This window comes from Sporolactobacillus nakayamae (genome assembly GCF_900113325.1).
GTDB lineage: Bacteria > Bacillota > Bacilli > Bacillales > Sporolactobacillaceae > Sporolactobacillus > Sporolactobacillus nakayamae.
The window spans coordinates 1-13,454 of the sequence record NZ_FOOY01000013.1 but is presented as its reverse complement, the minus strand read 5'-3'; the positions used below and the strand labels follow the sequence as shown (position 1 = coordinate 13,454).

Here is a 13,454-nt window from a genome sequence, read left to right as displayed (position 1 = left end):
CTTCATAGGACTATTTTGGCCTTCACAGTTAAGCAAAGGAGCATGCAGAAATCACTATCTATAAGGTACAATGAAAGAACAGGGGGCAAACAGCGATGAGACTCGATCAATTGAAATCAGTGTACGGAGACGCATTGATTGACGACCCAAGCAAAGTGACGAATCCAGGCGCCTATGACTGGTTTAAAACAAAGGACGGTACTATTTTCGGCGTCAGAAATGATCATTTATCGACAAACGAACGGAGACTTCTCGATCTGTCTTTCATCCCTTACGCACCTAAATCGCTGAATCGGACAAAAAAACAACTGCTTTGGGCACGTCTGACCTTTAACGATACGCCACCGGAAAATACCGTGCAGCTGCCTCAGTCGGTTAATCTGATCTACTTTATTCTGAAAAAATTTTCTAACCAGCATCGGGATCTGGAATCTGCCATCCACTCATTTTTTCACAATGCCTATCTGACCACCATTTGGAAGAGCAGTGAGGAAGGAATCATTGTGTTAAAAAAGGAACAGGATTGTTCCGGCGAGCTGATCAATCTGATCATGAGTGATTTTTACTGTGATCTATTCATGCTGCACGTACATGAAATCGCTGTCTCCTCTCTTTCGAGAATGTACGCAGATCATTTTTCATTGCTCAATAAAGCGCAGCTTTTATACCCTGATCAGCATGATTTTCAGCTCATTCACCTATTGCCCTTAATGCTGCTCGATGCAGCACAACGCCAAAAAAACTTTGATCTAACAAAATGGATGACAAAATTCAGCGAACTCCCGCACGACTTGATTAAAAGCGTCGAGATCTTCTTTTACCATAACTTTAACCTATCAACAGCGGCAAATGAACTCTACATACATCGCAACAGCCTTCAATACAGACTCGACCGGTTCTACCAGATCACTGGTCTTGATCCCAAGAAATTTAAAGACGCGTTGATCATCTCTCTCTTGCTCGATAATCAACGCTATGAACAGCGGATCAAAGATCAATAACCGAGGTGTATTGAATAAAAAAGAACCTTCCACTTATTTTGCAGAAAGGTTCTTTAACTCTTTTTAAAAACGATCCGATTGGCAGAATCCATAGGATGTTTTCGGAAAAAGCGACGCGTACTGTTCTTGATCCAGTGACGTTCCGACAAGCACATCCATTATAAAGTCCTCTGGTTTTCTCTCAATCAAACATTGACAAATGACCGACTCACCAGGAGTTTCAATCGCAACCGCTCCACCTTCAAGATGAATAACAGCCTCCTCCATGCCGCTTCTGATAAGAAGTGATGCATCGCCAATAGGCTTACATCTCTTTGAGAGTACAGGTTGTATTTTCTTGCAGAACTCCTGAAACCGTACAATTTTCCACATCGTTCCGGAATACGCTTCAGCGTGAGCACCCCACTTTTTAAAGAGCGTTTGCAGAAAATGTTGTTCTGAAAACTGAACGCATAAACTCTGAACGTTCGCGCCAATCGTTTTGATCCGATTGATCAAAGTAAGTGCGGCGCCTTCATGTCCCGGTAGGAAGCAGCATTCGACCAGATCCAACCTGCCTTCACCCGTTGTTTCATACCTCATATAGGCAACGAGCGTATCCTCGTCAAAGGCATTTAGAAATTTTTCATTTCGCTCTTTCCTCCATGTTAATTGACCGTGCCAGTATTCATCCGTCCGAATCACGGATCCAACCTGTAAAGCATTAAACACCTTGTATACATGCTGAACCTGTATCAGATCGCGCTCTTCAAAATCTCGAATTTTATAACGATGGGATACTTCGATCTCCGGCAGCTCATTAACATTGAGCAGCAAGCGATTCACCCGAAAGGTATGCCATCCTTCCTTTTTGTAAAATGAGTTGATTCCGGTGAACAACAGCGATAGGTCATAGCCATGATCAGCCATCCATTCCGTTTGATGCTTAAGGATTGTCCGGATCAAATGCCTTCCTCTGTACTCAGGCAGAGCAGCAACGTTTCCGATTCCGCCGCATTTAAGGATCAGACCGTTATACGAAAGGAGGAGCGGGAAGATTTGGACGGCTCCGGCGAGCTTCCCATTCACCCGAGCAATCCAAGTCGTCTCATCACCGCATTCAGGATCAAGACGAATCCTCTGTTCAAAAAATGCTCGACTTTTCGGAAAAACACCCGACCACAGATCCAATGCCTCGTCCAATTCCTTATCTTGATTAATCGGCCTGATTTCAATCGTTTCCAAACGCCTCCCACCTCCCAAAACACCTGTTAAATCAAAAGATCACTGTAATACAGCTTATGAAAAGATTCAAGGTACAGATCCTGTTCATTGCCGCCTTCCAAGCAGATTCGATGCAGAAGCTGTTCTTTAAAGGAACCGCCGCCAAACTGACTGACATGCTGCTCCGCTGATTGAACTTTCAAATTGAATGTTTCACGGATATCGACCGAATAATTAGGCTCCTCGGGATTGAAAAGATAGGTCTCCTGGGGCTTTGACGGTTCAATTCCTTCTTCCAGATGTTTGGGGTAATAGCAGAAGCCGTCCGCCAAATAACCGGCCTCGGAAGCAACACGCCCAATCGTGATATGATCAGAGTGAACATCATATTTTTTAAAAGGATCAAAAGTAAACAAAATGTCCGGATTTTCCAATCTAATTTTCCGAAACACCTTCTTTTTTAGTTCTGCTTCTCTGGCAAACAGGGTTCCATCGGAAAAATTAAGCTAGCTCACAGTAACTCCAAGCACATGGGCAGCTCGCTCCATTTCAACCCGCCGAATAGCCGTCACCTGTTCCGATGTTTGCGCCCGATCGTGCGTCCCTTTATCCCCATTTGTAGCGATCACCACAAGTACTTTATTCCCTTCTTGTACCAACCTTGCTAACGTACCGCTTAGAAACGTTTCATCATCTGGATGCGCAATAAAGGCAATTACTTTTTTCCCCTTGACTCCCAACTTCTTCCCTCCTTCTTCAACGGTCTTATTTCATTGAGCCATTGCCAAAACGCTTAATCTTTCATATTAAAATCCACCTATGGTTTCGGCATCCAATGATTTAAGAAGCTCTGTCACTAAATCCAGTGTCGATACATAATCTTCAAAAGCCACATAACAATAAGGGGTATGCGCATAGCGTACCGGAACACCAACCACAACGGTAGGAGCGCCTTGATAGAGATTAATCACAGCGCCGTCATTTCCGCCACCCGTTCGCACCGCTCGTTGTGCTTTGATGTTGTGCCGTGTCGCCGTATCCAAACAATATTTCTGAAACCGTGGATTGACGATGATCGATGTATCGAGATCACGCAGCATGGGTCCCCTTCTCATTCCGGTCTGGATCATATAGTCCGGCATAAACGTGTCATCCGCCGGCGGACCTTCGAGAACAATGGATAAATCCGGCTGAATTTTCCGCACCGTCACCTGAGCGCCTCGATCACCGACCTCTTCCTGAGCAGATAAAGATCCGACAACATCCACACCAAGCTCAAGGCCGTCAAGTTCACGTAAAACATCAACCATACACGCTGTTCCAATGCGATTATCAAAAGCCTTGCCAAGCAGCAAATCCTTGTCTTCCAAATAGTCACAGGTCACATCCGGAACAACCGGAGCACCAATATCAATTTTGAAATCGTGCGCCACTTCTTCCGCTGAAGTCGCGCCAACATCAATCGCCATATCGGCAATTTGCGGAACTACCTTACGCTGCTCCGCTGTCATGAAGTGAGGCGGCGTACTGGAAATAATCGCCGGAATATAAACACCGTCTCGATTGCGCACGCGAACTTTATGAGCAGGAATGTTCACTGCCGCCCAGTGGCCAACCATGACGAATTGCAGCATTCCGTTCGGCTTGATCGCCTGAACCATGAACCCGACCTCGTCGCTATGCGCATCAATCTGAACAATCGGCCTTTTGCCGCTGTTCCCATTCCTCTGTACGTACACATTGCGCATATGATCTTCCTCAACATTGCCAAATGGCCGTACCGCATCCGAAAAAATGGCGGTAACCTCATCCTCAAAAGCTGAAACCCCATTCGCGTTCGATAATTTTTGAATTAATTGCAGAGATTGTTTTTTATCCATAACGTCGCCCCTCAAATGAATCACACTTAGAAAACATTGTTTCTATTATAATACACCTTGATTGAGAGTAGAGATGAGCTACCATTTTTGAAAAGCTCATGTATAAAATTTATAAACTATGAAGGAGGATGAGAAGGAGATGAAAGACATGAATGAGGCCATTCTTGAATGAACCCGAAAGACCCTCTACTGTTAGCGAAAGTTTCTTTGCTCTAACTACCGTTTTGAATCATCAACCTTGTCTTGAACAGACATTTCTAGTTCACACTGGTAGGAAAGTATAAGAAAACATTTAAAGGAAACGAGTGTAAGCGCAACTAAGTCTTCGCCTTCGCCAGAGGCTTGGCGAAGCCAAGTTTTCTAATAAATCATTTTGATCCTTAATTAAGTAAGAGTAAAATAAGCAGAGATTTTCCGGTTATATGCATCCTGACGCTTGTTTCACAGGTACATAAAGGTAATTTTTCCGCTTATGCACAGAAAAAACCTCCATTTTCACGTTTTTCGATTCGATAAGCGGAATTTCTCCGTCTATTTAAGCCATTTTTTCGTTCATTTTCTAATTAAGCGGAATTTTTCCGTTTATTTCTCAGATTTGGATTTGCGCTTACCAGATCGTTCAACCGAATCTTATGACCTTATCGTCGTACCGGCAAGGCAAAACGCTATAATTTCTTAACTTGTGACAAAAAAAACAGGCTTAAAATTAAGCCTGCAATTTTTCCGTATAGTATACTCTAACTTATTAAACCGGCGCGGTATACTTCAGCTTATCGCCCATGACCTCATCTTTGAGGAATAAGGCGCATTTCTGTGCGGTTAAGGTGCAATTTACGCCGCACAGAGGTCCGCATACGGCCTTTTGATTCTCCAGGCGGTTTTTCTCAATGGCATAGAGCACCTCATGGTACGGGATCAAAGGATCAATTCCCGAAAGCGCCATGTCTGCATACATCGGTGCCGTAACTGCGGCACGCACCGTGCGGGTGAGACACGGAAATTCCAGTCCGCCGGGAATGGGATCACATGGAATGCCGATGTTTGCCTGCAATGCCATCGAAGCGGCATGCTGCACCTGCTCGCCTGTTCCTCCCGCCATCCATGTAATGGCGCCGGACGCCATCGCGCAGCAGATGCCCGATTCTCCAACGCAACCGGACTCGCCCGAGGCATGCGCGTGTGTAAAGGCAATCGCGCCGAGCCCCGCGGCTACAATCAAGCCTTCAACCAGCTTCTCGTGGGAAAAGCCACGCGCCTCACGCACCGCTTCAAGCGCGGAATACAGATAGCCGCCCCCGGTTCCCATTGGTCCCGGAACAATTACGACACCGGGAATCTTCGCGTTTGTCGAATACGCATAATCCATGATTCGCGATGTCAGCGAATCGACCAACTGGCTTGAATTCTTTTTATAATGGTTCCACTGCTTTCCATAAACCGGAAGCAGCGGTGTGTCCGGAACATTCTCATACCCCAAATTCTCCAGCGCATGGATCTGATTAGTTAAGATACGCGCGATTTTCTCGAAGTAGGAAACAATCTCTGCCTCGCTCCATCCGGAGAAACCTTTTTCATAATCAATTGCTGTCTGAACGAAGCTCTGCTTCCGATCATGCGAAAGCTCAATCCATTCATCAACCGTTCGAAACAATTGAGGTTTACGCCCTACTGTGGTGACAACCGGCAAGAGTGCGGGAAGAAAAAGAAAGTCCTCGTTTTCAAAAAAGTATTCCAGATTTTCCACAGAAATAGCGGATGAAAATTCAATAAAATAACCGGATTCATCCTGTTTATTTTTCAACTGTTTATGCGTGACGTATTCATCTTCGAAACGGACAATCAGATCGGCCACTTGATCGGCATACCCGCCATCCGGATCCTGAATCAGTAGGCCGAAGGTATCCGCCTGCCAATGAATCGGATAACCATTGACTTCATAAATCTCAATCATTCCGCCGCCTACAGACTGCCCGATTAATTGTCCCGTTTGACCGTCTCGGCCGATTAAGTCAAACTGCACACTCCCTGGGTAACCGTTCTCTTCCTCCAAAACAGTAAATTCATAAGAAATACCTTTTTCCCTGGCAAGCCTGTGCGCGTCAAACAACCGGACATCATCAGTCGCAAAATCCTGCAATCCGCCAAGATAGCCCCGATCATCCATCATATTTCCCAAATTTCTCAGATGCCGTTTGTCACTGGGATTAAATGAAATCGTCGCACGCAAAAGCGGCGATTTTAGTAGATAATGCGCCACTCGGCCAACACGGCTGGTGCCGGCAAAGCTGCCGCTCGAACCCGGCTGCATGATCGGACCAAACACATCGTTAAAGAAATCAGGATAAAAGAGTTTCGCCATCGACCGCACTCCCTTCGAAATAGGTCTTGACCAGATCTATAAACAAAGGAACAGAAGTCTCAAAGGCTTTGGGATCGACTTTGAATTTACTGTTATGAACCGGGTAAGGTGAATTCACTCCAACATTAAAGAACGTACCGGGAATAATCTGCTGATAGCTGGAAAAATCTTCGCCACCCATACTCGGTTCCAATTCCACCACTTCGAAGTTATGCTTCCGTGCAACAGCTTCAACGAATTGTGTTAAATGACGATCATTTACCACCGCCGGAGCACCGTCCACCCACTTGAATTCACCAATAATTCCATTGGTGGCGGCAATCCCATTGGTCACTTCCCGCAGCCTCGTTTTAATTTTCTCCCGCACAGCATTGTCGTAGGATCGGACTGTTCCTTCAAGCAGAGCGGCATTCGGCAGCACGTTCCATGTTTTTCCCGACTCAATATGAGTAATCGAAACAACACTTGGCTCAAACGGACTGACATTCCGGCTGACAATCGATTGAGCGGAGACAATAAATTCACCGGTCGCGACAATCACATCATTGGCACTTTCAGGATGAGCGGCATGCCCGCCTTTCCCCTTGAACGTGACAAAAAAGCGATCAACAGCGGCATTCAGGTTGCCTTCCTTCACTCCGATGACACCGGTCGGAAGCTCATCGTTCACATGGAGCCCGAAGATGGCTTCCACGCCCTTGAGAATTCCGGTTTGTACGACTCTGTCAGCTCCATGATCCACCTCTTCAGCCGGTTGAAAAATAAGTAAAACTGTTCCGTTTAACTGACCTTCGATTTTCTTTAATTCAAACGCTGTCGCAAGTAAATTGGTTAAGTGAAAGTCATGACCGCACGCATGCATCCGATCCGGATTCTCAGAAGAATACGGTAAACCGGATTCTTCATTAATTGGCAACGCATCAATATCTGCCCGCAGTGCAATCAAAGGACCTGCGTTTTTTCCGCCAATCTTTGCGAAGACCCCTGTATCCAATGGATTCGGCAAAATGTCGATGTCGTGCTCTTGAAGCACCGCTTTAATCTTCTTCGTCGTCTCAAATTCATTGAGTGCGAGCTCCGGATGTCGATGAAACCAGTGAAATAATGATTCCAACGTCTGAAGCGTTTCCTTTGCTAATCCAGACTGAGTCATTTCATTCCTCCTCATAAGTCAGTTTTTGGAGAAACGCCTGTGTTCGAACACTTTTACCGTTCTCGAAAAGTTCTTTCGGATTCGAATCCTCGACAAGTTCCCCGTTCTCCAAGAAAATAATTCGGCTTGCCACACTCCGAACGAAACGCATCTCATGCGACACTAGGATCATGGTCATTCCTTGCGCAGCGATTTGCTTAATTAAATGAAGTATCTCGCCAACCCATTCCGGATCAAGTGCACTCGTCGGCTCGTCGAAAAGCATGACTTTGGGATCAACAGCAAGCGCTCGCGCAATACCCACGCGCTGCTGCTGCCCACCTGAGAGATTGGCCGGGTAATCGTGCAGTTTATCACCCATGCCGACCTTTTTCAGCAAGGCCACAGCCTTCTCCTCTGCCTCTTTATGATTTAGTTTTGAGACGATGACCAGACTCTCCGTAACATTTTCAAGCACCGTCTTATTCTTGAATAAATTGTAGTGTTGAAAAACCATTGAGCTCTGTCCGCGCAAGCGCCTCACATCGTGCTTGCTGTATTTCGATGCATCGATGTGAGCATCTCCCACTGTAATCCGTCCTGAATCAGGCACTTCCAGCCAATTGAGTAAGCGCAGAAGCGTCGTTTTCCCCGCACCGCTCGGGCCAATAAGAGTCACTACCTCACCTTGGTTGATGGTGAGATTAATATTTTTTAAGACTTGTGTTTTTTTAAACGATTTCGTAATGTTTTCTAATTGGATCACTTGTCTACTTTCCTTTCATAGCGGCGCGCGTAAACTTCTACTTTGGAAAGAGCAAAGGCCACGATCGCACAGATCACCCAATAAATAATGGATACGACCACGTAAATTTCAAAAAATCGAAACGAACGTGAGCCGACAATTTTTGCTTGAGCCATAATATCAATGATGGATATCGTAAAAACAAGCGATGTTTCCTTAATAAGGGAAATCAGTGAATTGGACAACGGCGGAATTGCGATTCCGATCGCTTGCGGCACGATCACGCGCCGGAGCGCCTGAAGCCGCGTCATGTTGACACTGTAGCACGCCTCTAATTGCCCGGCATCAACCGCCAGCAAAGAACTTCTCATCGTTTCAGACATATAAGCACCCGCATTAATTGCAAGTGCGACAATCGCGAAAGCAATACTTGGCACACCGTTCACATCGAACGCTGTGCCAAATTTTGCATTAATCGCTTTGAGAAACAAAGGGATCCCGTAATACACAAGCATGATTTGAACCAGATCCGGAGTTCCTCGGATAAATGAAATATAGACCTTTGCGAGCGGGCTCAGGATCCTGATGTTCGCATACCTGATAAACGAGACAATAAACGCAATCACAAGTCCAATCACCGCAGACATAAAAGCGATGAACAGTGTCGTAGGCAGTGCCTGCAACACCTCAGGAAACGAGTGAATCATAAATACCGGATCGAAAATTTTTCCCATTAGTTTATCCTATTCCTCTAAACGTAAATTACTGTTTTTCTGCCGCTTCTTTGGTTGTATAGTCTTTGCCAAGATATTTAATAGATAGTTTCTCCAACGTACCGTCTTTACGCAGAGAAACGAGTGCTTTGTCGATCAATTTCTGGTACTTGCTTCCGCGATCATTTTTCACATAGAGCAAATGAATCGGACTAATTCCCAGTTCAGGAGCTGTTGTCCCGTCGACCTTAATACCAAGTTTCTTTGCCGTCAGTTTGGTCGTGATGATGCTGCTGATGGTCGCATCTACTCGTTTGGAATCAATTTCCTGCAAAGCATTGTTAATATTTCCATCAGTGTATTTAATCTTTATTTTATTGCCATTTTCTTTATTGAACTTTTCCAATGCGGTCGTTGTGTTCGTTCCAACGCCAGCCGCCACTTTTTTGCCAAACAGGTCCTTTAGCGATTTAATGTCCGTTCTTCCCGCTTTATAGATGATTTGCGAACTTCCGTATAGATAAGGCTGTTTAGAGAACAAATATTTCGCTTCACGTTCCGGGTTCTTTCCGAGGTCACTGGCAATAATGTCAAATTTCCCCGATTCAAGCGCGACGAAGATACTATCCCAAGCCGTAGGAACATACTTGAATTTGAGCGACGGTACCTTTTTATCAACCGCCCTCATCACAGCAATATCATAGCCATCAGCTTGACCATTCGATTTCACATAGTTATAAGGAGGGTATGCGCCTTCTGTTCCTACATTAACGGTCGTGACCTTCACCGCTTTTTTCTTATCAGACGCTGCGCTATTCCCGCAAGCCGTTACGGTCAGCAAGAGAATAAATACCAGCAAGGATGCAATTAATTTCTTTTTCATTGTTCTTCCCCCAATTTTTGTCTGTTGGTTCATTTAATTATTATTCCTATAAATTTACTTGTATTAAGCCATCATGCATGTGCAGCTCATGGTGTCCCTCTCCCTATGTAAAGTTTGCGGCAGTTCAAAAATAAAAACGATTACTTTTCTTGAGTGCAAGAAAAATAACCGCCGCTGCCGTCCGACTTTATTTTTCTTATCTCTCAGAATCGATCTGCTGGATTTAACACCGTGCATCGTTTCCCATGCTGGTTGTTGGGGTTCATTGGGCCAGTCCCTCCCCCGCTCTTGATAAGAATTATTTAATTGGTGTATTGTGAGTGTACGAAAAATCAAACAGATAGTCAAGACTATTCCATAGTATTTCAATGAGTTTTATTTGTTATAGATGAAAAACGTCACCTATTTGTTAAAAAAACCATATGTTTCTTTATTCAGAATCAATCTCATCGCCGAAAATGCCCTTCAAATGCTCATCGAAGTGTTCATGAATTTTCTTGAACTTCTCGTCAAATTCCTCTTGCGTGATGATCCCTTTCTCCATCAGCAAATAAAACAACGCCGTATTCCGTTCATAATTCAGCACTGCCTCTGATCCGAGTTCGGTGATCAGTTCATCATTGGTCATGTAATAGCATCTCCCTGTGATCTAATGTCTGGAGCAGGATTGCCCTACTTGTACTATGAACGAAATTGTTCGCCGGCATACATATCCTCTCGGAAGTCCATGTTCCGTAATGATTCACTACGGTTTCATCTCATCCACATTCTTCACGCTGAACAAACCGATAAAGCATGTAACCCAAAACAGCACCGGTTGTATTGAGAATCACATCGTCAATATCAGTCATACGGTTGGGCAGAAAAAGTTGAATCCATTCAATGGTCGCGGAAAAAAGTGCACCCATAAAGATCGCATGAGGCCATCTGAACTGTGGATACTTCATGGTCAGAAAAAAACCAAAGGGAAGAAACAACAAGATATTTCCCAGATCATCAACGATAAAATAGAATAGAGAAGCTGATTGAACGTTTTGAAAGATCACTAGTGGATTTAAATTAACGTTAAAGCGCTGGATAGGCGTGCCGGTAACATTTCCGGTGTGGATGACTCCATGCGGAATCAATGTCAGGTAGAAGACAAATAAGATGGATAAGGTCAATAGTATGTTTGCAATAGCCGTCTTTAATCCTTTCACACCGCACACCCTCTTTTCCTATTCTTTCGAACCAAGTTCTTTGATCAGACTGTATATGATTCAATTCTAATGAATTGCCGCACAGTATTCAAAAGAAAAATCCCCTATGTGCAGCGGAAGCATCCGCGACATATAGGGGATCTGAATTCATTAAATAATTACAATCCATTAACTGTGTAATACCAAATGTTCTTGTCAACAGCGCCGATGATACCACTTGATGAACCGCTGCTTGTGTATTGCCAGATATCAACATCGAAGTTGGCACCCGGTCCCTGATTCGTTTCTTGTCCACGATAACGGGAAAGCCAAATCAAGAGTTTCGATTGACCAGCCTGTGAGTTAACAATGTTTGGCAAATTAATATAAGTGTTGAAGAAATAAAGATTCGAGTAAATGCCCAATTGATTAAACCCGTTTGCTCTCATTTGATTGAGAAACGCAATTACATTGTTTGTCAACGTGTCCTTATCAACGCCATTCTGAGTTTCCACATCAATAAATAGATAGTGGATCGGTGCACCCTGCGCATTCGCAGTACGAATCTGGTTTGAGAAAACATTAGCTTCATTCTGAGCACCTGCCACATCGGTTGCCCGGAAGAAATGGTATGCATTAACGGTCAAGCCGGCATTATGTGCACCAACAGCATTGCCGACAAAAGTTCCATCCGTACCGCCGCCTTCCGAGGCCTTGGCAATGATAAAGCTGTTTCCATCCTGTTTGATGGCATTGAAATCAATCTGACCTTTTCCTGCATCATTTTGGTAATGTGAAATATCGAGGCCGAACTGAGATCCATCAGTTACCGGCGGATCAGTTGGTTGATTCCCATACGCTGCAGGTTGGGTCGTTGTTAGATATTTTGCTTGAACATAGCCAGTGATGTTGCCGAATTTTACTTGAGCATACTTATTACCCTTGCCAGTAACCGTAACCCGGTTGTTGACTGCCATGATCAGTCGTGTCGTGTAATGCACACTCGCATTATCGCGAATTTTCAACGTATTCGATGTGACATAGGCATTGTAGGATCGGAAAGCTTGTGAATTCAGATGAATGTTCTGCACATAACCGGTCTTACCACCATAACTGATCAGTGCGTATTTATTGCCCTTGCCGAGTACCGTAACCTTATTTCCCATTGCCAAAGTACTCTGCAGAGTATAGTGAACACTCGCTGCACTACGGACTTTTAATGTGTACGAAGTGACATAGGCACTTAACGATTTGAACTTGCTTTTGTTCAAGTGGATATTTTGAACATAGCCGGTCGTGCTGCCATATTTGATCAGAGCATACTTATTGCCCTTGCCTAATACTGTAACCTTGTTCGCCATGTTCAGCGTACGCTTCGTTGAATAGTGAACGCTTGCCTTGCTGCGAACCTTCAGCGTATAAGAAGTAACATAGGCGCTGTAGGACTTATATTTGCTGCGGCTCAGATGCTGAGTCTGTACATAACCCGTGGTATTACCATACTTAATTCGAGAATATTTTCCATATTTACTTGTGACCGTGACTTTATTGCCCATGTTCAACGTGCGTAACGTTCGATAGTGAGTGCTTGCCTTGCTGCGGACTTTTAATGTGTACGAAGTGACGTAGGAACTGTACGAAGAGCTTGCTTGCGCGGTACCACTTGTAAAGCTCAGTGACAGCGCAACCAAAGCCAATGCCAAAAGGCCGGAAATCAAATGACTTGCTTGAAGCTTCACTTTTCACTCTCCCTTTTTCTTGTTGAAACCTCCCGTGGTTCAACCCATTGTTACAAAGCTGAAAACTATGTACTCTATCAAAATAGCATTTTTCTAATAGAGAGTGTATAAAGAATAACAAACTGAAAAGGAAATGTAACAAAACCTCACCGGTTACAGAATAAAAACGATGCATCAAAGACGTACCATTGTCGTACACGATCTAGGATTGAGACGCAGTGAAGGCGGAAATTCTGATGAAGCGGCGCCTGCAAGCCGCCCTCATCACAAATACCTTATGCTTATCGAGTAGGAGGAGATAATTTCTCCGACCTCTCACACCACCGTACGTACGGGTCCGTATACGGCGGTTCAATAGCTTAAGTGTGCATGCTCGAACAGATGGACTAGATTTTTGAGTCCCACCTGTTCGAGTATTTTGTTTGTGATCGACCGATGTAAGATATGGCTACAGGCGATGCGCCAGTAGCCTTTTCGTGTATTCGCCCATTCCCATGCTTTTGGTTTTGGAACGTTAAGTTTCATGAGACTTTTATATCTCGTCTTGACTTTCTTCCAACGTTTCCAAATGATCTGGCGAATTCTTCGCCGGAGCCACTGATCAATATGCTGAATATAGCT

13 protein-coding genes, 1 pseudogene and 1 riboswitch are annotated in these 13,454 nt (G+C 44.5%); of the genes and pseudogenes, 1 reads left to right on the top strand and 13 read right to left on the bottom strand.

The window, feature by feature from the left end; all coding sequences use genetic code 11:
- Positions 1–95 precede the first annotated feature (95 nt).
- Complete coding sequence (locus BM003_RS09800; RefSeq protein WP_093672592.1) at positions 96–1,001, top strand: PucR family transcriptional regulator; 906 nt, start codon at positions 96–98, stop codon at positions 999–1,001.
- Between the two features lie 63 nt (positions 1,002–1,064).
- Here the strand turns inward: BM003_RS09800 and BM003_RS09795 are convergent, their stop codons facing one another.
- The 13 genes and pseudogenes from BM003_RS09795 to BM003_RS17840 form a co-directional block, all read right to left on the bottom strand.
- On the bottom strand, positions 1,065–2,225 hold the full coding sequence (locus tag BM003_RS09795; RefSeq protein ID WP_177184737.1) for a GNAT family N-acetyltransferase: 1,161 nt from the start codon (positions 2,223–2,225) through the stop codon (positions 1,065–1,067).
- A gap of 26 nt (positions 2,226–2,251) precedes the next feature.
- Complete coding sequence (locus tag BM003_RS09790) at positions 2,252–2,638, bottom strand: PIG-L deacetylase family protein (RefSeq protein ID WP_093672588.1); 387 nt, start codon at positions 2,636–2,638, stop codon at positions 2,252–2,254.
- Between the two features lie 72 nt (positions 2,639–2,710).
- Positions 2,711–2,944 carry a PIG-L deacetylase family protein gene (locus BM003_RS09785; RefSeq protein WP_093672586.1) on the bottom strand — a complete coding sequence of 78 codons (234 nt, stop codon included), beginning with the start codon at positions 2,942–2,944 and terminating at the stop codon, positions 2,711–2,713.
- A 66-nt stretch (positions 2,945–3,010) separates the two neighbouring features.
- Positions 3,011–4,084, bottom strand: coding sequence for a M42 family metallopeptidase (locus tag BM003_RS09780; protein WP_093672584.1), 1,074 nt, complete (start codon positions 4,082–4,084; stop codon positions 3,011–3,013).
- 745 nt (positions 4,085–4,829) lie between these two features.
- Entirely contained in the window at positions 4,830–6,443 is a 1,614-nt protein-coding gene (locus tag BM003_RS09775) for an L-serine ammonia-lyase, iron-sulfur-dependent, subunit alpha (RefSeq protein WP_093672582.1), read from the bottom strand.
- Positions 6,421–7,596 carry an amidohydrolase gene (locus BM003_RS09770; RefSeq protein WP_177184736.1) on the bottom strand — a complete coding sequence of 392 codons (1,176 nt, stop codon included), beginning with the start codon at positions 7,594–7,596 and terminating at the stop codon, positions 6,421–6,423. Before BM003_RS09770 ends, BM003_RS09775 begins: the two co-directional genes overlap by 23 nt.
- 1 nt (position 7,597) lies before the next feature.
- Positions 7,598–8,341, bottom strand: coding sequence for an amino acid ABC transporter ATP-binding protein (locus BM003_RS09765; RefSeq protein ID WP_093672578.1), 744 nt, complete (start codon positions 8,339–8,341; stop codon positions 7,598–7,600).
- Complete coding sequence (locus tag BM003_RS09760; protein ID WP_093672576.1) at positions 8,338–9,054, bottom strand: amino acid ABC transporter permease; 717 nt, start codon at positions 9,052–9,054, stop codon at positions 8,338–8,340. The genes BM003_RS09765 and BM003_RS09760 overlap by 4 nt, the downstream gene beginning before the upstream one ends.
- A 28-nt stretch (positions 9,055–9,082) precedes the next feature.
- Positions 9,083–9,916 carry a transporter substrate-binding domain-containing protein gene (locus BM003_RS09755; protein WP_177184735.1) on the bottom strand — a complete coding sequence of 278 codons (834 nt, stop codon included), beginning with the start codon at positions 9,914–9,916 and terminating at the stop codon, positions 9,083–9,085.
- Positions 9,917–10,109: 193 nt separating this feature from the next.
- Positions 10,110–10,214, bottom strand: a riboswitch (SAM riboswitch).
- Between the two features lie 132 nt (positions 10,215–10,346).
- Positions 10,347–10,544 carry a hypothetical protein gene (locus BM003_RS09750; protein ID WP_093672572.1) on the bottom strand — a complete coding sequence of 66 codons (198 nt, stop codon included), beginning with the start codon at positions 10,542–10,544 and terminating at the stop codon, positions 10,347–10,349.
- A gap of 130 nt (positions 10,545–10,674) precedes the next feature.
- Positions 10,675–11,115, bottom strand: coding sequence for a VanZ family protein (locus tag BM003_RS09745; protein WP_177184734.1), 441 nt, complete (start codon positions 11,113–11,115; stop codon positions 10,675–10,677).
- Positions 11,116–11,273: 158 nt separating this feature from the next.
- Complete coding sequence (locus BM003_RS09740; RefSeq protein WP_093672568.1) at positions 11,274–12,833, bottom strand: SH3 domain-containing protein; 1,560 nt, start codon at positions 12,831–12,833, stop codon at positions 11,274–11,276.
- Positions 12,834–13,184: 351 nt separating this feature from the next.
- Positions 13,185–13,454: pseudogene (locus BM003_RS17840) on the bottom strand (group II intron reverse transcriptase/maturase); the annotation flags it as partial.